Origin of the sequence: Actinomadura sp. NPDC000600, from assembly GCF_040492135.1 — a bacterium.
Classification (GTDB): Bacteria; Actinomycetota; Actinomycetes; order Streptosporangiales; family Streptosporangiaceae; genus Spirillospora.
The window spans coordinates 128523-147773 of the sequence record NZ_JBEUPD010000008.1; the positions used below are offsets into that span (position 1 = coordinate 128523).

Below are 19251 nucleotides of genomic sequence, written 5' to 3' on the forward strand. Positions count from 1 at the left end.
GAGATCGTGAGACATCACCAGGAGACCGTGCGGCACCACCACCAGGGCCCCGAAACCGCCGCGGACGAGGCCGTCTCGACCGCCGACCCGCGCGAGCCCCTGCCCCGGCTCCGCAAGGAGCTGCGGACGGGGGAGCGCGGGCTGTCCGAGCGCGAGGCGGCCCGCAGGCTGGCGGTCTACGGCGCCAACCAGGTCCGGCGGCGCGAGAAGCGATCCCTGGCCAGGCTGCTGTCCGCCCAGTTCCTCCACCCTCTGGCGCTACTGCTGTGGGGCGCGGCCCTGCTGGCGTTCGTGGCGGGCATGGCGGTGCTGGGCTGGGCGATCCTGGCCGTGATCCTGGTGAACGCGGTGTTCGCGCTGCTCCAGGAGCACCAGGCCGAGCGGGCCGTCGAGGCGCTGGCGGCCTACCTGCCGGAGAAGGCCCACGTCGTCCGGGACGGGACGGCGCGGGCGGTGGAGGTCACCGGCCTCGTCCCGGGAGACCTGATCCTCCTGGAGGAGGGCGACAAGGTCCCCGCCGACGCCCGGCTCACCGAAGGGGCCCTGGAACTCGACCTGTCGATGCTGACCGGCGAGTCGGCGCCCGTGGACAGGGTGGCGGCGCCGGCCGAGCAGGGCGTCGCCCTGCTCCACGAGCCCAATCTGGTGTTCTCCGGGACGACCTGCACCGGGGGAGAGGCGCGGGCGATCGTGTTCGCGACCGGCGGGCACACCGAGCTCGGCCGCATCGCCGCGCTCAGCCAGCGCGCGCCCCGCGGGGAGAGCCCGCTGGAGGCCCAGGTCAAGAAGGTGGCCTGGCTGATCGCCGCGGTCGCGGTCGGGATGGGCGTGGTGTTCCTGCTGATCGGGGCGCTGGTCGGCCTGCCGCTGACCGACGCCCTCATGTTCGCGATCGGGCTGCTGGTCGCCAACGTGCCCGAGGGCCTCCTGCCGACCATCACCCTCGCGCTGGCGGTCGGGGTCCGGGTCCTCGCCCGGCAGGGCGCGGTCGTCAAGCGGCTCAGCGCCGTCGAGACGCTCGGCTCCACCAACGTCATCTGCACCGACAAGACCGGCACCCTCACGCAGAACCGGATGCGGCTCCAGGCGTACTGGACCCCGGACGGCGGCACGGTCACGGCGCCGGAGCGACCGCCGCCCGCCGAGCTGGCGCGGGCGATGACCGAGTGCACCACGGTCTCCTACGACGAGGCCGGCGACCTGCAGGGCGACCCGACCGAGATCGCCCTGGTCCTGGGCGGCGGTCCCGACGCGCCCGCCCGCCTCACGGCGCGCGACGGCCGGCGCCGGGCCGCCTTCCGGTTCGACGCCCGCCTGCGGATGATGTCCGTCGTCGCCCGGCGCGACGACCACCTGGCCGTGTACGCCAAGGGCGCGCCCGAGGCCGTGCTGGCCCGCTGCTCCGGCGCGGACCGGCACGCGGTCATGGACGTCGTCGACGAGCTCGCACGCCGGGGCCTGCGGGTGCTGGCGGTCGCCGACCGGGTCCTGCCGCCCGGCGCCGCCCCGCCCGAACGGCGGGAGGACGCCGAGACCGGGCTGCGCCTCCTCGGGCTCGTCGGGCTGTACGACCCGCCGCGCCCGGAGGTCGCGGACGCCGTGCGCCGCTGCCACGGCGCGGGGCTGCGCGTCCACATCGTCACCGGCGACAACGGCGCCACCGCCGCGGCCGTCGCCGCGGAGGTCGGCATCGGCGTCCCGCGCCTGCGCGTGGTCGCCGAGTCGGAGAAGGTGCACGACCACGAGCTGGACGAGCTGCTGACCGGCGACGACGAGATCGTCTTCGCGCGGTCGTCGCCGGAGACCAAGCTCAAGGTCGCCGACGCGCTGCGCGCCCACGGCCGGATCGTGGCGATGACCGGGGACGGCGCCAACGACGCCCCGGCCCTGCACCAGGCCCATATCGGCGTGGCGATGGGGCGCTCGGGCACCGACGTCGCCCGCGAGGCGTCCACGATGGTGCTGACCGACGACAACTTCGCCACGATCGTGACCGCCGTCGAATCCGGCCGGCGCGTCTACGACAACGTCCGCAAGTTCATCCTCTACATCTTCGCCCACGCCGTCCCGGAGATCGTCCCCTTCCTGGTGTTCGCGCTCAGCGGCGGCCTGGTGCCGCTGCCCCTCACGGTCCTGCAGATCCTCGCGATCGACCTCGGCACCGAGACGCTCCCCGCGCTGGCCCTCGGCCGCGAACCCGCCGAACCCGGCATCATGGACCGGCCGCCCCGCCCGTCGTCCCAGGGCGTCATCTCCCGGGACATGCTGATCCGCGCGTGGGGCTACCTCGGCCTGATCTCCGCCGTCCTGGTCATGTCGGTGTTCTTCTACACGTTGTGGCGGGCCGGCTGGCATCCCGGCGACCCGACCGGCACGGGCGCCCCCCTCCACCACGCCTACCTGACCGCCACCACCGCGACGTTCGCGGGCCTGGTCACCTGCCAGATCGGCACCGCGATGGCCTCCCGCACCGACCACGCGTCCCTCCGCGAGGTGGGGCTCACCACCAACCCGCTCCTGCTGGCCGGCATCGCCTTCGAGGTCCTGTTCGCCGCCGCCCTGATCTACCTGCCGCCCTTCCAGCACCTCTTCGGAACCGCCGCCCTCCCGCCGGACGTCCTGGGCATCATCGCCGCGTTCCCCGTCATCGTCTGGGCGGCCGACGAGTACCGCCGCCACCGCCGCCGCGCCCGTGCCGTCCCGGCGCCGAGCGCCGGCTGACCAGGGGCCCGGGCCGACGCACCGGCCCGGGCGGTGGAGGGGCGGTCCCGCAGTTTCAGGCCGTGGGATGCGCGGCCCGCGCCGATTCCTTGACGAGTTCGTCGACGCCGTCGCGGATCCCCGCGCACAGGGTCCGCAGATCGGGGAGTGCGTCGTGGTCGCCGGTGATCCCGAACGACAGGACGCCGTCGTAGGAGACGATGCCGACGGACACGCGCAGCCCGGCGACGATCGGGATGTAGGGGTCCATCTCCAGCATCCGCCGCCCCATCGCGTACAGCGGGAAGGAGGGGCCGGGGACGTTGGTGACGATCGTGTGGACCAGCGGCTGCCGCAGCCGCAGCGCCGTGTGGGCCGCCACCGAGAACAGCCCGGGGGCGCCCCCGAGGAGCTGGAGGAAGGCGTCGAGTCCGGCGGCCTGGTCCGCGCTCTTCGCGCCGTCCATCTGCTCGCGCAGCAGCCGCAGACGGCGCACGGGGTCCGGCTCCCCGCAGGGCAGGTCGGCCAGGACCGCCGACACCCGGTTCGCCAGGACCCCGCGTTCGTCGGCCGACCGGACCGAGACGGGCACCAGCGCGCGGACGGTCGAGTCCGCGGTGAGTTCGCCGCGGGCGGCCAGCAGCGTCCGGAAGCCGGAGGCCGTCGCGGCCAGCGCGACGTCGTTGACCGAGCCGCCGAAGGCGCGCCTGATCCGGGCCACCTCGTCCAGGCCGGCGGAGGTCCGCGACCAGCGCCGGAGCGGGACGGTCGGGCCGTTGAGGGAGGACGCGCCGGGGCCGGTGAGGCGCGCGGCGTAGCCGGGCACCGCGCCCGCGACGGTGATCGAGTCGCGCAGAGCCGGGAGGAAGAGCCGGGCGGCCTGCCGCCCGAGCCCCTTCAGCCGGTCCGCCACGGCGCTGCGGACGACCGCCCGCCCGGACGGCTCCGGCGCGGGCGTCCACAGCCGGGGATCGGCGGGCGACCAGCCGGGGCCGGCGTCGAGCAGGACGCCCAGCAGGTCGATCCCGGCCAGCCCGTCGACCATGCAGTGGTGCACCTTGGAGATCAGCGCCCAGCGGCCGTCCCGCAGGCCCTCGACCAGCCACACCTCCCAGGGGGAGCGGGTGAGGTCCAGCCGCCGGCCGAGGACGTCGCCCGCCAGCTCCTGCAGCTCCTCCGGGCCGCCGGGCGCTGGCGCCTCCACGTGCCGGACGTGGTCGGCCATCCGGAAGCGGCGGTCGTCGACCCACACCGGGTGCGCGAGGCGGAGCGGGACCGTCCGGACGCGCTGCCGGCAGCGGGGCGCGAACCGGAGCCGGGCGAAGATCTCCCGCTCCAGCTCCGCGTGGCCGGGGGCGGGGCCCTCGAACACCGTCACGGTGCCGATCTGGAGCGGCGTCGTGTCGTTCTCGGCGAAGAACATTCCCGCGTCCAGCGCGTTCATCCGCTGCATCGTGCACCTCCGGCGTGCGGTCTCCGGCCTGCTAGGCCGAGCGGGAGCGGCGGTCGAAGTCGGCCCATTCGTCCTCCCACCGGCGGTAGCGGCACCTGTCGCAGCGCCGGCGGACCAGCAGGTAGAGGGTGAGCAGCGGCAGCCCCGTCACCGCCGTGGTCGCCGCGCCGGCCGACGCGTCGTCGCCGATCGTCCGCACGTGCTTCCGCGGCCCGGTCTCGCCCAGACCGCCGTGGGGTCCCGCCCACAGTTCGCGCCGCTCGCCGAGCCGCGTCGCCTTCCAACTCGTGTAGTGGCCGGTCCGCATGGCGCCCTCAGGTCCGGTCCAGACCACCGACACGTCGCGCCCGGACTCCAGCGGCCTGACGCCGACCACCGTCGCCTCGACCCGGTGGCGCGTCGCGGCCTCGTACCGCTCGGCGCGGACCCCCGCCGTGTGGACGGACCGGACGGCGTGCGCGCAGGCGATCGGGGCGACGACCAGGAAGACCAGGAGCAGGAGCAGCCCGACCCGCCACTGGACCCGGTCCACGCGGCGGCGCAGGGGGTTGCCGTCGAACCCGCAGCGGCGCCGCAAGCGGTCCGCGCGCGTCTGCGTCATGGCCTGCTCCCCGGGTCGATGCCCGAACGACCTCGGAAGTCGCCCGGAACGGCGTACACCAGCAGCCTTTCTCGGGGGCGCACCGGGCGCCACGGACCGATGTCCCCACCCCCGGACCCGAAGGTCCCTTCCGGCCGGTCCGCCGAACCTCCCGGGGCGGAGGGACGAACGTCCCGCGGCCGAGGTGGCGAAGGCCTCTGCGGAGGCGCACTGCCGCCCGGCAGCGTGGGACGGAACGGTCATCGACAGGGGGAGGGCACGTGAAGAGCACGAACGTCCGCAGGGCCGCGCTCGCCTGCGGCGCCGCCACCGCCTATGTGTTCGCGCTCCGCCCCACGCTGCTGTGCTGGGGGGCCACCTACAGGGAGGCGGGCGCCCGGTATCCGAGCGACGATCTGATCGAGAACGCGACGAGCCAGTCGACCATGGCCACCTCGCTGCCCGCGCCGCCGGAGGCGGTCTGGCCGTGGCTGGTGCAGATGGGGAACGGCCGGGCCGGCTGGTACAGCTGGGACCTGCTCGACAACGGCGGGCGGCCGAGCTCGGACCGCGTCGTCCCCGAATGGCAGGACCTGGCGGTGGGCGACCGCCTGCCCGCGGTGCCGAGCGGGGAGATGTACTTCCGGGTCGAGGTCCTCGATCCGGGCAGGACCCTGGTGCTGCGCAGCGACCTGGAGCTGCCGTCCGGACGGTCGTTCGACCCGCGCGGGCCGCGGCCCAGGGCGTACTCCGACGGGATCTGGGCCTTCCATCTACGCCCGCTCCCCGACGGGTGCACGCGGCTGGTCGTCCGGACGCGCGGCCGCGGGGAGCCCTCCGTCCCGAACCGGCTGTTCGCCTGGCTCTTCGGCGAGCCCGCGCACTTCGTCATGCAGCAGCGGCAGTTCCGCAACCTCCGGCGGCTCGTCGCCGGCCGCGCGGCCGCGGGGCCGGAGGGCGCGGAGACCGGCGCGGCCCGCCGAGCCGACCTCCGGCCGCTCCGGTAGCGGCCGCGGGCCGGGCGGCGAACGAAGGACTTTCGTCCCTGGCCCGGGCCCCGGAGGGGCGGTGGAATGGAGTAGGGCGAGAGAAGTCGAGGAGGAAGGGACGGAGAAGTGGGAGACCACGCACCGTCCATCTCGAAACGCTGCCTAAGCGGCGGAGGGCTTCTCCCGCCCCCAACCATGTTCCGCGGACGCCGCCTCCCGGCCACCGGCCGTGCGCGCCGTCCGCGGACGCGGCCGGAGGGGACGGAGGGGCCCGATGTCTGACGGAGGCACTGCCCGCGAGGTGGTCGTCGGCTTCGACGGATCGGTCTACGCCATGCAGGCGCTCGACTGGGCGCTGGACGAGGCGGAGCTGCGCGGGTCGCCGCTGGTGCTGTGCCACGCGTGGCACTGGCCGTACCAGGGGGTCGCCCCCGAACTGGAGGAGGCGGGCCGCCGGTCGCTGCACGAGGCGGCGCAGCACGTGCTGGCCCACGGCGTCGAGTGCGCCCGGGAGCGCACGGCCGGGGTCGCGGTCCGACCGGTCTCGGAGGAGGGGTCGGCGGCGGAGCGGCTCACGGAGCTGTCGGCCGGCGCGGAGCTCCTGGTGCTCGGATCGCGCGGGCTCGGCCGGCTCGCGCGCGTGCCCGTCGGCTCGGTCGCCGCGCACGTGGCCATGCACGCCCGCTGCCCGGTCATCGTGGTCCGGGGAGTCGGCGCGCTGCCCCGTCCCGAGGACGTGCGGCCGGTCGTGGTCGTGGTGGACGGCTCGCCGGCCGCGGAGAGCGCGCTCTCCTTCGCCGCGCGCGAGGCGGAGCTGCGCCAGCTGCCCCTGAAGATCGTCTACTCGGGCGCCGAGGCCGAGGAGGCGCAGGGCCCCGCGGTCCGGCACTCGTCCGCGCACGACCCGATGGAGCGGGCCGTGGCGGTCGTCCAGGAGCGGCACCCGGACGTCCTCACGCACCCGGAGAACCCCCTCGCGCCGCCGCCCGAGGCGCTGCAGGAGGCCGCGCAGGAGGCGCGGCTCCTGGTGGTCGGGGCAGCGCACCCCGCGTTCGGTTCGGTGGCCCAATGGCTGCTGTACAACGCGGTCTGCCCCATCGCGGTGGTCCCGCCGGAGAGCGCCGGCGATTTCTGAGATCTGCCCGAACGGCCCCACAGGACCGGACCTTCGAACCTTTCTCGGGGGCGGGCGCGGGCGGACGCTGGGATCATGAGGACGGACGCCGAGAGCGGCATGAGGGACCTGCGCCGGATCGTGTCGGGCGGACCGGCGCCGAACGCGTTCGAGATGCCCGGGGTGCGGCTGTCCGACGTCCTCGTCCGCGCACCCGTCCCGTACGTGCGCCCGCTCGTGGCCTGGCTGCAGGAGAGGCCGCCTTACGCCCTCGCCCTGACCGACCGCGAGGGCGCGGACATCGAGATCCATCACGGCGGGCTCCAGCAGCGGATCGTGCGCACCGCCACAGGCCCGGACGACGGCGTGAGGCGTGCCGTCCGGGGATCCGGAAGGCGGCGCGACCGCCCGGCGGACCCGGACGAGCGCAACGCCGTCCGGGTCGCGGAGGCCCTCTGCGACGGGCTCCTTCGCAGTCCCGCGGAACTGCTCCTCCTCGCGGGCGACATCCGCGTGGTGTACGACATCGACAAGCGCATCCCGGGCGGGGTGCGGCGCAGGGTCTCCGTCCGGCATGTGCCGTGCGTCCTCACCCGCGAGGATTCGGGGCGGCGTCTGGCGCCTCAGGTCGACCAGCACGTCCGCGCCTGGGTCGCGGAACGGAACCGGGGCCTCCTGGCGCGCATGGCCGAGGCGGGCGGGTCGGCCGACTGGGTGGTGGAGGGCGCGGCGGCGACGCTGGACGCCCTCTCGCGCGGCCGGGTCCGCGCCCTGGTCGTCGTCGACGACCCGGCGGACCGGCGCATCGCGTGGTTCGACCGGGCGTCCGGCCGGACGGCCCTGAGCCCGGACGCCTGGACGCGTCCGGGCACACCGGCGGACGGCGACCCCGTGATCGAGGCCGCCCCCCTGATCGACGTCGCTCTGCGGGCCGCGCTGCTCGCCGGAGCCGACGCCCGGCTCGTTCCACCGGGCACGCCCCACGCTCCGATCGAGGGCATCGGCGCGCTCTGCCGTTTCGGCGGTTGACGGGGCCCGGGGCCGGGGGCCGGCCCGCGAGAGGCCCTCGGCCGGAGGGCCGAAGGTCCCTGTTCCTCCGGACCGTCGACCCTCCTGCGGCACGCCCCCGCAGGAGAGGCTGAGATCGACCAGGCAGGAACCCTGAAGGGGAGTTCACTCATGAACGACGAGCAGATCACCGGTGTGGTCGTGGGCTACGACGGCTCCACGGGCGGTGTGCAGGCACTGGAGTGGGCCGCGGGCGAAGCCCAGGCCCGGGGGCTCTCCCTGACGGTGCTCCATGTGTGGGACGTCTACGTCGGAGGGCCGATCGCCATGCCGGTCGTCGACCTGCGGGGCGTGGCTGAGGAGAACCTCAACAACGGTGTCGCGCACGTCCGCGAGGTCGCGCCGGACCTGAGCGTGCGGGGGGTGCTGGCCCGGGGGCAGGCGGCGGCCAAGCTGATCGAGGCCGGCCGCGGCGCCGACATGATCGTGCTCGGCCCGCGCGGGCTCGGCGGCTTCGCCGGACTGGTGCTCGGCTCGGTCGGCGCGCAGGTGGCGGCGCACGCCCCGTGCCCGGTCGTGGTCGTCCGGGGCGAGCTCGTCCCGCCGCCGGAGCAGGTGCACGGCCACGTCGTGGTGGGCGTCGACGGTTCGCCGGCGTCCCGGGAGGCGCTCTCGCTGGCCTTCACCGAGGCCGGCGCGCACGGCTGGGACGTCCACGCGGTGATCGCCTGGGAGGCGGTGCCCGAGAGGGTGAACCCTCCGCTGGTGGACGAGGCCGGGATGCGCGAGGCGGCGCAGGCCCGCCTGGCCAGGATGATGATCCCCGCGCGCGAGCTCCACCCCGACGTGAAGGTCCAGTCCGACATCGTGACCGGCCAGCCGCGCGAGGTGCTGATGAGCGCCGCGGAAGAGGCGCGCCTGCTCGTCGTCGGCTCGCGGGGCCTCGGCGGCTTCCGCGGCCTGCTGCTCGGCTCGGTCAGCCACGCCCTGGTCCACCACGCGCCCTGCCCGGTCGCGGTCGTCCACGCGACCTGAGCGGGCACGGGCATCCCTGCCCGGTTCCTCCGAAGGCTCCGGGGGCCGCATCGCGGCTCCCGGAGCCTTCCGGTCAGTGCCCCGGGGCGTTCTCGTGCTCCGTCCGCGGTGCGGGCGCGGGCGCGGGCTCGGGGCGCGGGGCCCGCAGGGTGACGGCGGCCAGTGCCGCGCCGGCCAGCGCGACCAGCGCCGCCCCGGTGAACGCGGCGGAGAAGCCGTCGGTGAGCGCGGGCAGGTCGCCGAGCCGGCCGGCGCCGAAGGATGCGGCGATGGCGGTCATCGCGGCCAGGCCCAGCGCCGAACCGACCTGGTAGCCGGTGTTGACGATGCCGGACGCCAGGCCGCCCTCCTCCGGGCGGGCCGCCGAGATCGCGATGCCCAGGGAGGGGATGAAGGCCAGCGACATGCCCAGCGCGGCGACCAGCGACGCGGGCAGGACGTCCACCCAGTAGTTCCCGTCCGGGCGGATCAGCGCCAGCCAGCCCATCCCGGCGGCCAGCACGACCAGCCCGGTGACGGTGGTTGCCTTCGGACCGAGGCGGCCGATGGCCCGCGGCGCCAGGACGATCATCCCGAGCATGATCAGTGCGGTCATCGGGACCAGCGCGGCGCCGGAGGGGAACGCGCTGTAGCCGAGGACCCGCTGCAGGTAGAGGTTCAGGAAGAACCACATCGGGATCCACGCGCCGCCGAGCAGGAACTGGGCGAGGTTGGCGGCGCCCAGGTTCGGCGCGCGGAAGATCGACAGCGGCATCAGCGGGCTGCGGCGGGACGCCTGGACGGCCAGGAACACGCCGAGCAGGACCAGCCCGCCGGCCAGCACCGCCCAGGTCGCGGCCGCGCCCCAGCCGACCTCGGGGGCGCGCACGACGGCGAAGACGACGGCGCCGAGCCCGGCGGTGACGGTGAGCGCGCCGACCACGTCCACCGATCCCCGGGCGCTCCCGCCGCCGCCCGGCATCAGCGCCGGCGCGGCCGCCAGCGCCAGGACGGCGATCGGGATGTTGATGTAGAAGACCCACGGCCAGGACGCGTACTCGGTGATGACGCCGCCGAGGAAGACCCCCGCGGTGCCTCCGGCGGGGGCCGCCGCGCCGTAGAGGGACAGCGCCTTGGTCAGCTCGCGCGGTTCGGAGCCGAACAGCATCATCAGCAGGGTGAGCGCGGCGGGCGCGATGAGCGCGGCGCCGACGCCCTGCAGGGCGCGGCCGGTCAGCTCGACGGCGACGGTGCCGGCGGCGCCGGCCACGGCCGACCCGGCGAGCAGGACCACCCACCCGGCCGAGAACAGCCGACGGGCGCCGAACAGGTCCGCCAGCCGGCCGCCGAGAAGGAGCAGTCCGCCGAAGGCGACGACGTAGGCGTTGAAGACCCAGGACAGGTCCTCCTGGGAGAAGGCCAGGTCGTCCTGGATGCGGGGCAGCGCCACCCCGATGATCGAGGTGTCCATGATCACCATGAACTGGGCGGCCGCGATGAGCGCCAGCGCCCACCAGCGGCGGCCGGCGGCGGGTGCGGAACGAGTGGACATGTCCCCTCCTATGTACCCCTAGGGGGTATCTCTGCAAAGTGCGGCTTACCCTACGGGGGTATATTGGGAAGAGCAAGGGCTCATCGAGGTGCTCGAAGGGTGATCTGAGGCACGTATACGGGGTAGGGGTAGAAGGTGGAGGGGCGCCGACCAGAAAGCCGAGGGCCTCGGATCGAGTGCTCGATCCGAGGCCCTCGGCTCTGCTCCGGTGCTACCTCTCGACGGGGATCCGCTTGGCCTCGGCCTTGACGGCCTCGGACACCGGCACGCGGACGGTGAGGATGCCCTTGTCGTAGGACGCCTTGATGTCCTCGACCCTGGTGTCGGCCGGGAGGGTGAAGGACCGGGTGAAGGAGCCGTAGTGGAACTCCGACCGGTGCGCCTCCTTCTTCTCCTCCTGGCGTTCGGCGTGGATCCGCAGCACGCCGCCGGCGACGGTGATGTCGACGTCCTTGTCGGGGTCGATGCCGGGCAGCTCGGCACGGATCACCTGGACGCCGTCGTCCATGTAGTCCTCGACCCGCATGGCCTGGCCGCCGCCGCTCCGGAACATGGCCAGCGGGGACTCGATCCAGTCGAACAGGTCCGGGAAGATCCCACGCGTCTCGCGCCGCTCCATCTCGCTCATGATGCCTCCCTCGGCTCGCGGACATCCGCCGCCCGGGGAGCGTCCTTGCCGCGTCCCCGCCGCCGGGGTGCCCGACTTCATGCTCGCTCCGCCGGCACCGGGCCCCTACGGACTTGGGTCCCCTCGGCCCGGGACGAAGGTCCGTCCCGCCCGCCCCGGAACCGCGCGCGGGCGGTGCGCTTCCGCGCTCCGCGGTCGGGGCCATCGGCGCCGCCTTCGGGACCTTCGGCCGCTGCCGACCGCTGATCATCCGCCTACCGTCGGGCATGGGGGGCGAGGAGGTGCGCGGTGGACGCGTGGGCGATACGGACCGAGGGCCTGACGAAGCACTTCGGGCGGGTGGTCGCGGTGGACGGGCTGCGGCTCGAGGTCGGCCGCGGAGAGATCTTCGGCTTCCTGGGGCCGAACGGCGCGGGGAAGTCGACGACGATCCGGATGCTGCTCGGGCTCGTCCGGCCGACGGCCGGCCAGGCGTGGATCATGGACGTGCCCGCCGGGGACGTCGAGCGGGCCCACCGCCACGTGGGCTACGTGGCGGGCGACGTCGCGCTCTGGCCGCAGTTGACCGGACTGGAGACGCTCACCTATCTGGGCCGCCTGTCCGGACGCGTCGACGTGCCGTTCCGGGACGAGCTCGTCGAACGGCTGCGGTTCGATCCGGGGAAGCGGGCCCGCTCCTACTCCAAGGGGAACCGCCAGAAGCTCGCGCTGATCGCGGCGCTGATGACCCGGCCGGACGTGCTGCTCCTGGACGAGCCGACGGCCGGTCTCGACCCGCTGATGGAGGCCGAGTTCCAGGCGCTGGCCAGGGAGGCCGCAGGCCGGGGGCAGACGGTCTTCCTGTCCTCCCACATCCTCGACGAGGCCCAGGACGTGTGCCACCGCGTGGCCATCCTCCGCGACGGGCGGCTGATCGAGGTCGCCGCGCTGGAGGACCTGCGCGGGCTGGGCGGCACGGTACTGGAGGCGGTCGTGGACGGCCCGGTGCCCGACCTGTCCGGGGTGCCCGGCGTGACCGGGGTGGAGCCCATCGACGGAGGCGTCCGCGTGTCCGTCACCGGGTCCCCGTCCGCCGCGCTGTCCCGGCTGAGCGCCTGCCCGCTGGTCCGGCTCCGCAGCCACGAGCCGACGCTGGAGGAGATCTTCCTGAGCTACTACGAGGGGGAGAGATGACCAGGGCCGCCCCGGTCCAGCGCGCCGTGACCCGTCCGCGCGCGGAGCGACACCGCCCGGCGGACGCCCCCGCCGCCCGGCTGACCCTGCGCCTGGTCCGGCGCGGGCTCGGCTGGCTGGCGGCGGCGGTCGCCTTCTACGTCGTGGTCGAGGTCCTCACCTACGAGCAGACGTATCCCGACAGGGCCTCGCGGCAGCGGCTCGCGGCGCTGTCGGACGACCCCGCGATGCGGATGCTCCAGGGCGTCCCGCACGCCGTCGACACGACCGGCGGCTTCGTCGTCTGGGACGCGGGCTGGGTGCTGGCCGCGGTGGTCGGCATCTGGGCGCTGCTCGTGGCGGGCCGCCTGCTGCGGGGCGAGGAGGAGTCGGGGCGCGCCGAGCTGGTCCTCGCCGCGCCGATCCGCCCGGCGCGGGCCGCGGCGGTACAGCTCGGCGTCCTCGCGGGCGCCGCGGTGGTCGCGGGCGCGGCGGCGGCCGTCCCGCTGGCGGTGCTGGGGACCGGCGTGGCCGGCTCGCTGCTGTTCGGGCTCGGGCTGGCCGGATTCGCCGCGACGTTCGCGGCGGTCGCGGCCGTGGCCGCCCAGCTCTTCCCGGCGCGGCGCCGGGTGACCGGCGTGTCCGCCGCCGCCTTCGGCGCCCTCTTCCTGCTCCGGATGGCCGCGAACAGCGCCGACTCCCGCGGCGGGCTGCGCTGGCTCACCCCCTTCGGCTGGCTGGACGAGCTGCACCCCTACCGCGATCCGAACTGGGCGGCGCTCGCCGTCACGCTCACGGCACCCGTCGTCCTCGGCGGCGTCGCGGTCGCGCTGCGGACCCGCCGCGACACCGGGGGCGCGCTGCTCAGCGAGCCGGACCACGCCCGGACGCGGCTCGGGCTGCTCGGAAGCCCCGCGGCGTTCGCCTGGCGCAGCACCCGGGGAATGCTGGCCGGCTGGCTGCTCGGCATCGCCGCGTACGCGTTCGTCGCCGGCGCCCTCATCGCGACCGTGCTCGACTTCGTCGCCGACGACCCGAACTACCAGCGCGTCCTGGAGCGGATCGGCTGGGACGCCGCCGACGTCGCCGACGGCTTCGTCGGCGCCATGGGCGTCCTGATCGGCCTGCTGATCGCCCTTTACGCGTGCTGGCGGATCGGCGCGGCCCGCGCCGAGGAGGCCGCGGGGCGGCTCGACCACGTCCTCGTCCGGCCCGTCACTCGGCGCCGCTGGCTGGGCGGCCACGTCCTGCTGGCCCTGGCGTCGTCACTGCTGCTCGCGCTGGCCGCCTCGGCCGCGATGTGGGCCGGCGCCGCCGCCACGGGCGCCGACGTCGGCCTGACCGACACGCTGGCCGCCGTCCTCAACCCGCTCCCGGTGGTGGCCCTGGCCACGGGCCTCGCGGTGCTGCTCTTCGGCGCCCGGCCCCGGCTCACGGTCCCCGGCTCGGTCGCGGCGGTCGTCGCCGGCTATCTGATCGAGACGATCGGGCCCGCCCTGGGCTGGCCGGACGCCGTCCTGGACGCCTCCCCGTTCCACCACCTCGCGCAGGTCCCGGCGGAACCCTTCCAGCCCCTCGCCGCCGCCGTCATGACCGCCCTGGCGGTGGTGCTCGCCGGGGCGGGCCACCTGCTGTTCGAACGCCGGGACCTCACCGGCGAGTGATCGGCCGCTGGGGCCGGTCACCGGCGGGCCGTACGGGCCGCGTGCCCGGACGGCTGCGCTCGCGGAGCCCCGGCCGCGGCTCGATCGTCGAGGCCCACGCGTCGATCCGCGCCCAGTCGCGGTAGTCGCCGTACCGGCTTCCCATCGCCCTGAAGAGCAGGTGCCCGACCAGGGACGTGTGCTCGCGGCGGAAGACCCCCGAGAACAGGCGGTGGTCGCGGGCGGTGACCAGTTCCTGGAGCTCGTCCTGCACGAGGCCCTTCTCCTTGGCCCCGAAGTTGCGCCACGGGCCGCGCAGCGCCGCCGGCATCCCGACGCTGAAGAGCCACACCGGCCGGCCGGCCAGGGTGTCGCGTTCGCGTTCGAGGAAGTCGACGGCCTCGGGCAGCCAGGCGCGGTCGTGGATCGCGCTGCCCAGCACGAACGCCTCGTAGGCGCCGGCGTCCTCCACCTCGGCCATGGAGCGGACGTCCACCTGGAAACCGCGCTCGGCCAGCAGCGTGCCGATCCGTTCGGCGATGCTCCGTGTGGAGCCGTGCGCGGTGGCGTAGCCCACCAATACGGTCATTTCTTCACCTCCGGCGGTGTCTCACCCTCAGCTTCGGCTCTGCCCGCGCTCGTCCCCAGGGCCGAACGTCCCGCGACCGGCCGTTCAGGCGGGGGCCGGAAGTCCCTCCGGCAGGCGCCGGACACGCTCCCCGGCTCGTCAGGGTTCGGCGGGGCCGTGGACGTCGGCGAGCACGAAGTAGTTCTCCTCCTCCTGGGCGAAGTGCAGCCGGAGGACGGCGTAGAGCTCCTGGACGGTCCGCCTCAGGTCGCCGGCGGGCTCCGGGGACGCCGGCGCGGCGCGGAGCTCCTCCAGCAGCGCGCCGACCCGCCGGGCCAGCTCGGCGATCTCGGTGTGCCCGCGGCTCATCGCCCCCGTGGGGTCGGAGCCGCCGAGGACGCGCGCGACCGCCGGATAGAGCAGCCGCTCGTCCTTGCGCTCGTGGGCCGCGAGGTCCGACAGGAAGCCCGACAGCGCCTCCGCGGCGGTGTCCCGCTCCCGCCCGGCGGGGCCCGCGGCGGCGTCCGCCAGCGCGGGGAGCCGCTCGATCCGCGGCCACAGCGCCTGGTGCTCCTCGTCCAGCCGCCGGACGAGGTCGGCCTCGTCCCCGCGAAGGCGCGGCGCCCGGTCGCGCCCCGGGCCGAGCACGCGCAGCGCGGACAGGATCGCCGCCACGTCGATGCCCTCCTGGAGCAGCGCCCCGGCCGCCGGGGTCAGGAACCCGAGCGCCGCGACGATCATCGCGGCCAGCGACAGCCCCATCCCGGCGAGGACGCTCTGGCGCGCGACCGACCGGGTGCGCCGCGCGATCGCGAGGGTCTCGGCCACCCGCTCCAGCCGGTCCACGGTGATCACCACGTCGGCCGCCTCGGACGAGGCCGTCGCGCCCCGGGCGCCGAGCGCGACGCCGACGCCCGCGGCCGCCAGCGCGGGCGCGTCGTTGACCCCGTCGCCGACCATCACGGTGGGCGCGCGGGCGCTCTCGTCCCGGGCGACCTCGACCTTCCCGGCCGGCGAGAGCCCGGCGTGCACGGTGTCGGCCCCCACCAGTTCGGCGATCGGCCCGGCGACGTCCGCGCGGTCGCCGGTCACCATCACCGCGCGGCCGATGCCCGTCCGGCGGAGCAGCCGGAACGTCCGCGGCGCGTCCGGGCGCATGCGGTCGCGCAGCAGCAGGACGGCCGCGAGCCGCCCGTCCACCCCGACGAACACGGTGATCGCGCCGCGGGCGGCGGCGCGGCCGCGGACCCGGTCCAGCCACGCGGCGTCGGCGCGGCCGGCCCAGCTCGCCTTGCCGACGCTCACCCGGCGCCCCTCGACGGTGCCCCGGACGCCGCGGCCCGCGCGCTCCTCGACGTCGGACGGCTCGGCGAGGCGCATCCCGCGCTCGCGGGCGCCGCGGACGATCGCCGAGGCCAGCACGTGCGGGGACACCTGGTCCAGCGACGCCGCGAGGAACAGCGGATCCTCGCGGCCGGCCGGATCGGCGGGGATGATCTCGGAGAGCGCGGGCCGCCCGGTGGTGACCGTGCCGGTCTTGTCGAACAGCAGGACCCGTGCGCCCGCGAGCCGCTCCAGCGTGCCGCCGCCCTTCACCACGACGCCCCGCCGGGCGCACCGGGACAGGCCGGAGACGAACGCGATGGGCGCCGCGAGGATCAGGGGGCAGGGCGTGGCGACGACCAGCACCGCGACCGCCCGGACCGGGTCCGCGGCGGCGATCCACGCCGCTCCGGCCAGCACCAGGGTGACCGGGATGAACACGGCCGAGTAACGGTCGGCCATCCGGATGAACGGCGCGTTCTCGGCCGCGGCCTCCTCGGCCAGCCGGACGATCCCGGCGTAGGTGCTGGACCGGGCGTCGTTGGTGGCGCGCAGGTCGAAGGGGCCTCCGGAGTTGACCGTGCCGCCGCGCACCACGTCCCCGGCGGGACGCTCCACCGGCAGGGACTCCCCGGTGAGCGTGGACTCGTCCAGCACCGCCGTCCCGTTCTCCACCAATCCGTCCACGGGCACGGTCTCCCCGGAGCGGACCAGCAGCAGCTCGCCCGGCCGCACCTCGGACACGTCGACGGTCACCAGGCCGCTCTCGCTGCGGCGGTGCGCCACCCGGGGCGCGAGCGCGAGCAGCGCGCTGAGGTCGCGGCGGGCCCGCCGCCCGGCGCGCTCCTCCAGCAGCCGCCCCCCGGTGAGCATCACGGCGATCACGGCGCCGGCGAGGGGCTCGCCCACGGCGATCGTCCCGCCCAGCGCGAGGACGGCGATCACGTCGCTGCCGAACCTGCGGTGCCGCAACCCGTCCACGACCCACCACACGGCGGGGATGAGCGCGACCACCGTCGTCACCAGCCAGATCAGGTCTCCCGCGCCGGCGCCGACCGTCCAGCGGACCGCGGCGCCCGCCGCCAGCCCGCCGGCCGTCAGGACGAAGAGCAGTTCGTGAGCGTTCCGACCGAACGCGGTCTTGACCGCCATCCACCTCGCCGCCTGTGTGAGTCCTTTTCGTCCACGCTCCCAGGCCGTGCCCGGGGCCCCCAGGGGCGGTCGGCTCGCGGCCGGTGGGACGAGGGGGTGCCTGACATGGGGACCTTCGTCCCTAGGGGGCGCGCCGGAGGGCGAGGGAGCGTGGAAAGGAGCGGCCGTGCCGCTGTGCGCGCCGGATCGCCTCGGAGGAGGCGATCGCCGCCAACGCATGTGAGGAGACGCGATGTCCGAGCCGATCGTCGTCGGCACCGATGGTTCCGACGAGGCGGCGAGCGCCCTCGACTGGGCCGCCGCCGAAGCCGCCTTGCGCGAGCGCCCCCTGCACATCGTCCACGCCGTGGAGAGCTGGCCCTACAAGGCGCCGCTGTTCGCGCCGCCCGAGACCGCCGAGCGCATGACCCGCGCGGGGCGCATGGTCCTGGCGGCGGCGCGCGAGCGCGTCAAGGAGCGGTGGCCGGACCTCGAGACGACGACCGAACTGGTCGCCGAGGAGGCGTGGCAGGCCCTGCGGGCGCAGTCCGAGAAGGCGTTCGAGCTGGTGGTGGCCAGCCGCGGCCGGGGCGGGTTCGCCAGCCTGATGCTCGGGTCCACGAGCCTGCGCCTGGCCGGCCACTCCGCGGTGCCGGTGGTGATCGTCCGCGGCGACGCCTCCGACACCGGCGAGGTCGTCGTGGGGATCGACCTGGCCCAGGAGGCGGGCCCGGTGCTCGAGTACGCCTTCGAGGCCGCCGCGCTCCACGGCGCCCGGCTCCGCGTCGTCCACGCGTGGCAGACGTTCGCGACGCTGATCGAGGCCGGCTACGCCGTCGACGCGGAGCAGATCGAGCAGGACCTGCGCAAGGAGGTCACCGCGGTCTGCGAGCCCGTGCGGAGCAGGCATTCCGGGGTCGACGTCGCCGACGAGGTCGTCCTGGAGCACCCGGTGACCGCGCTGGCCAACGCGTCGCGGAACGCCCGCCTGGTCGTGGTCGGCGCCCATGACCGGAGCTGGACCTCTCCCCGGCTCGGGTCGACCTCCCACGGGGTCATCCATCACGCGCAGTGCCCCGTCGCCGTCATCCCCGCCGGCTGATCCGGACGGAACATCGGCAGCGGCCCGGGGCCGCTGCCGATGTTCCGTGTCCAGCAGATGTTCTCCATGTCGTCCGGGTGGAGAACCGCGGGTCCGCGCTGGGGCGGGGGTCAGGCGGCGGCGGGGCTGCCGCGCCGGAGCCGGGTCTGGCGCATCATCCGCTGGAGGTCCTCGGTCGTGACCATCCCGACGAGGTGGTGGTCGGCGGCGACGGCCGCGACGAGGTCGCCGACGACGGGGGCCATCTGGAGGAGGACGTCCACGGGCCTCTCGGGGTCGACGACCCGGTCGGAGCCGAGCGGGACGCTGAGATCGCCGAGCGTGGCGCCGGTGTCCCAGGCCGGGACGCGGGTCAGCCGGTCCGAAGTGACGGCGCCGACGGGCTCGCCGGACACGCTCACGACCGGGAACACCGACTGGCGGGACGGCACCGCCACGTCCCGGATGAACGGGGCCGCGGCCTGCCAGGTCCAGCCGTTGTCGGGGTCGCGGGTCATGATGTCGGCGACCCGGAGGTCCCTCGCGGCCTCGCGGAGGTCCGTCCAGCGCTCCTCCGCCCGCGCCGAACTGGAGATGAACCATCCGATCAGGGCCAGCCACAGCCCGTTCCACCAGCTCCACAGCAGCAGCATCAGCAGACCGGCGCCGATCATGACGCGGCCGAGCGCCAGCCCGGCGTGCTGGGCGGTGCGCGTCGCGCGCGGCTTGTCCCCGCTCCTGCCCCACAGCAGCGCGCGCAGGATGCGCCCGCCGTCCAGCGGCGCCCCCGGAAGCAGGTTGAACACCGCGATGAGGACGTTGGTCACGGCCAGCCAGCTCAGCGAGGCCGAGACGATCACGGGGGCGCCGAGCGCCTCCCCGGCCTGCCAGAGCCCGGCGAACACCGCGCCGGCGACCGCGCTGGTCAGCGGGCCGACCCCGGCGATCTGCAGGTCGGCGCGGGCGGTGGCCGGCTCGCCGTCCAGCTCCGCCAGGCCGCCCAGCGCCCACAGCGTGATCGAGCCGACTCCCACACCGTGCCGACGGGCGACGATCGCGTGCGCGACCTCGTGCGCGGCCAGCGATCCCATGAACAGCACCGCGGCCAGGACGGCCGCCGTCCAGCGCACGCCGGGTGACGCGGCCGGGTCGGCGGCGGGCAGTACCGAGCGGCCGAGGATCTCGGTGATCAACAGCATGATCACCAGAACGGACCAGTGCATTCCGACCGGGATCCCCCGGAAGGTGCCGAACCTGAACGTCTGCTTCATCACGAGCCTCCTACCGATGCCTTCAGGCTCGCGCCGCGTTCCGC

General features: G+C 75.2%; 15 protein-coding genes. 8 read left to right on the forward strand and 7 right to left on the reverse strand.

All coding sequences use genetic code 11. The features are described from left to right. Positions 1 to 6: 6 nt before the first annotated feature. Positions 7 to 2721: a cation-translocating P-type ATPase gene (locus ABWI07_RS14550; RefSeq protein ID WP_353818828.1), complete on the forward strand. Its 2715-nt coding sequence runs from the start codon at positions 7 to 9 to the stop codon at positions 2719 to 2721. A 55-nt stretch (positions 2722 to 2776) separates the two neighbouring features. Here ABWI07_RS14550 and ABWI07_RS14555 read toward each other — a convergent pair whose 3' ends face one another. Continuing rightward, positions 2777 to 4153, reverse strand: a complete 1377-nt coding sequence (locus ABWI07_RS14555; protein WP_353818830.1) for a wax ester/triacylglycerol synthase family O-acyltransferase — start codon at positions 4151 to 4153, stop codon at positions 2777 to 2779. A 31-nt stretch (positions 4154 to 4184) separates the two neighbouring features. Next, complete coding sequence (locus ABWI07_RS14560) at positions 4185 to 4754, reverse strand: Rv1733c family protein (RefSeq protein ID WP_353818831.1); 570 nt, start codon at positions 4752 to 4754, stop codon at positions 4185 to 4187. Between the two features lie 260 nt (positions 4755 to 5014). Here ABWI07_RS14560 and ABWI07_RS14565 point away from each other — a divergent pair, with 260 nt between their 5' ends. The 4 genes from ABWI07_RS14565 to ABWI07_RS14580 all read left to right on the forward strand — a co-directional run bounded on the left by ABWI07_RS14565 (position 5015) and on the right by ABWI07_RS14580 (position 8879). Beyond that, positions 5015 to 5740 (forward strand): hypothetical protein, encoded by a 726-nt coding sequence (locus tag ABWI07_RS14565; RefSeq protein ID WP_200841639.1) that lies wholly within the window; start codon positions 5015 to 5017, stop codon positions 5738 to 5740. A 256-nt stretch (positions 5741 to 5996) separates the two neighbouring features. Continuing rightward, on the forward strand, positions 5997 to 6857 hold the full coding sequence (locus ABWI07_RS14570; protein ID WP_149257035.1) for a universal stress protein: 861 nt from the start codon (positions 5997 to 5999) through the stop codon (positions 6855 to 6857). Positions 6858 to 6932: 75 nt separating this feature from the next. Continuing rightward, the gene (locus ABWI07_RS14575; RefSeq protein ID WP_353818832.1) at positions 6933 to 7865 is read left to right on the forward strand and encodes a baeRF2 domain-containing protein; all 933 of its coding nucleotides are present in this window, start codon (positions 6933 to 6935) and stop codon (positions 7863 to 7865) included. Positions 7866 to 8015: 150 nt separating this feature from the next. Further along, entirely contained in the window at positions 8016 to 8879 is an 864-nt protein-coding gene (locus ABWI07_RS14580; RefSeq protein WP_149257033.1) for a universal stress protein, read from the forward strand. Between the two features lie 73 nt (positions 8880 to 8952). On the opposite strand, the gene ABWI07_RS14585 is transcribed toward ABWI07_RS14580, so the two are convergent. Further along, complete coding sequence (locus ABWI07_RS14585) at positions 8953 to 10410, reverse strand: MFS transporter (RefSeq protein WP_353818833.1); 1458 nt, start codon at positions 10408 to 10410, stop codon at positions 8953 to 8955. Between the two features lie 211 nt (positions 10411 to 10621). Then, entirely contained in the window at positions 10622 to 11038 is a 417-nt protein-coding gene (locus ABWI07_RS14590; RefSeq protein WP_149257031.1) for an Hsp20/alpha crystallin family protein, read from the reverse strand. A gap of 288 nt (positions 11039 to 11326) precedes the next feature. Here ABWI07_RS14590 and ABWI07_RS14595 point away from each other — a divergent pair, with 288 nt between their 5' ends. Together ABWI07_RS14595 and ABWI07_RS14600 are read left to right on the forward strand one after the other, a co-directional pair. Beyond that, positions 11327 to 12211, forward strand: a complete 885-nt coding sequence (locus tag ABWI07_RS14595) for an ABC transporter ATP-binding protein (RefSeq protein WP_200841638.1) — start codon at positions 11327 to 11329, stop codon at positions 12209 to 12211. Continuing rightward, the gene (locus tag ABWI07_RS14600) at positions 12208 to 13854 is read left to right on the forward strand and encodes an ABC transporter permease (protein ID WP_353818834.1); all 1647 of its coding nucleotides are present in this window, start codon (positions 12208 to 12210) and stop codon (positions 13852 to 13854) included. Before ABWI07_RS14595 ends, ABWI07_RS14600 begins: the two co-directional genes overlap by 4 nt. On the opposite strand, the gene ABWI07_RS14605 is transcribed toward ABWI07_RS14600, so the two are convergent. Both ABWI07_RS14605 and ABWI07_RS14610 read right to left on the reverse strand, forming a co-directional pair. Beyond that, complete coding sequence (locus ABWI07_RS14605) at positions 13841 to 14422, reverse strand: flavodoxin domain-containing protein (protein ID WP_353818835.1); 582 nt, start codon at positions 14420 to 14422, stop codon at positions 13841 to 13843. The two genes, ABWI07_RS14600 and ABWI07_RS14605, sit on opposite strands and share 14 nt — an antisense overlap. A 138-nt stretch (positions 14423 to 14560) precedes the next feature. Beyond that, on the reverse strand, positions 14561 to 16876 hold the full coding sequence (locus ABWI07_RS14610; protein ID WP_149257028.1) for a heavy metal translocating P-type ATPase: 2316 nt from the start codon (positions 16874 to 16876) through the stop codon (positions 14561 to 14563). 232 nt (positions 16877 to 17108) lie between these two features. Here ABWI07_RS14610 and ABWI07_RS14615 point away from each other — a divergent pair, with 232 nt between their 5' ends. Then, positions 17109 to 17957, forward strand: a complete 849-nt coding sequence (locus ABWI07_RS14615; RefSeq protein ID WP_149257027.1) for a universal stress protein — start codon at positions 17109 to 17111, stop codon at positions 17955 to 17957. Between the two features lie 110 nt (positions 17958 to 18067). On the opposite strand, the gene ABWI07_RS14620 is transcribed toward ABWI07_RS14615, so the two are convergent. Then, positions 18068 to 19207, reverse strand: coding sequence for a site-2 protease family protein (locus tag ABWI07_RS14620; RefSeq protein WP_149257026.1), 1140 nt, complete (start codon positions 19205 to 19207; stop codon positions 18068 to 18070). Positions 19208 to 19251 lie beyond the last annotated feature (44 nt).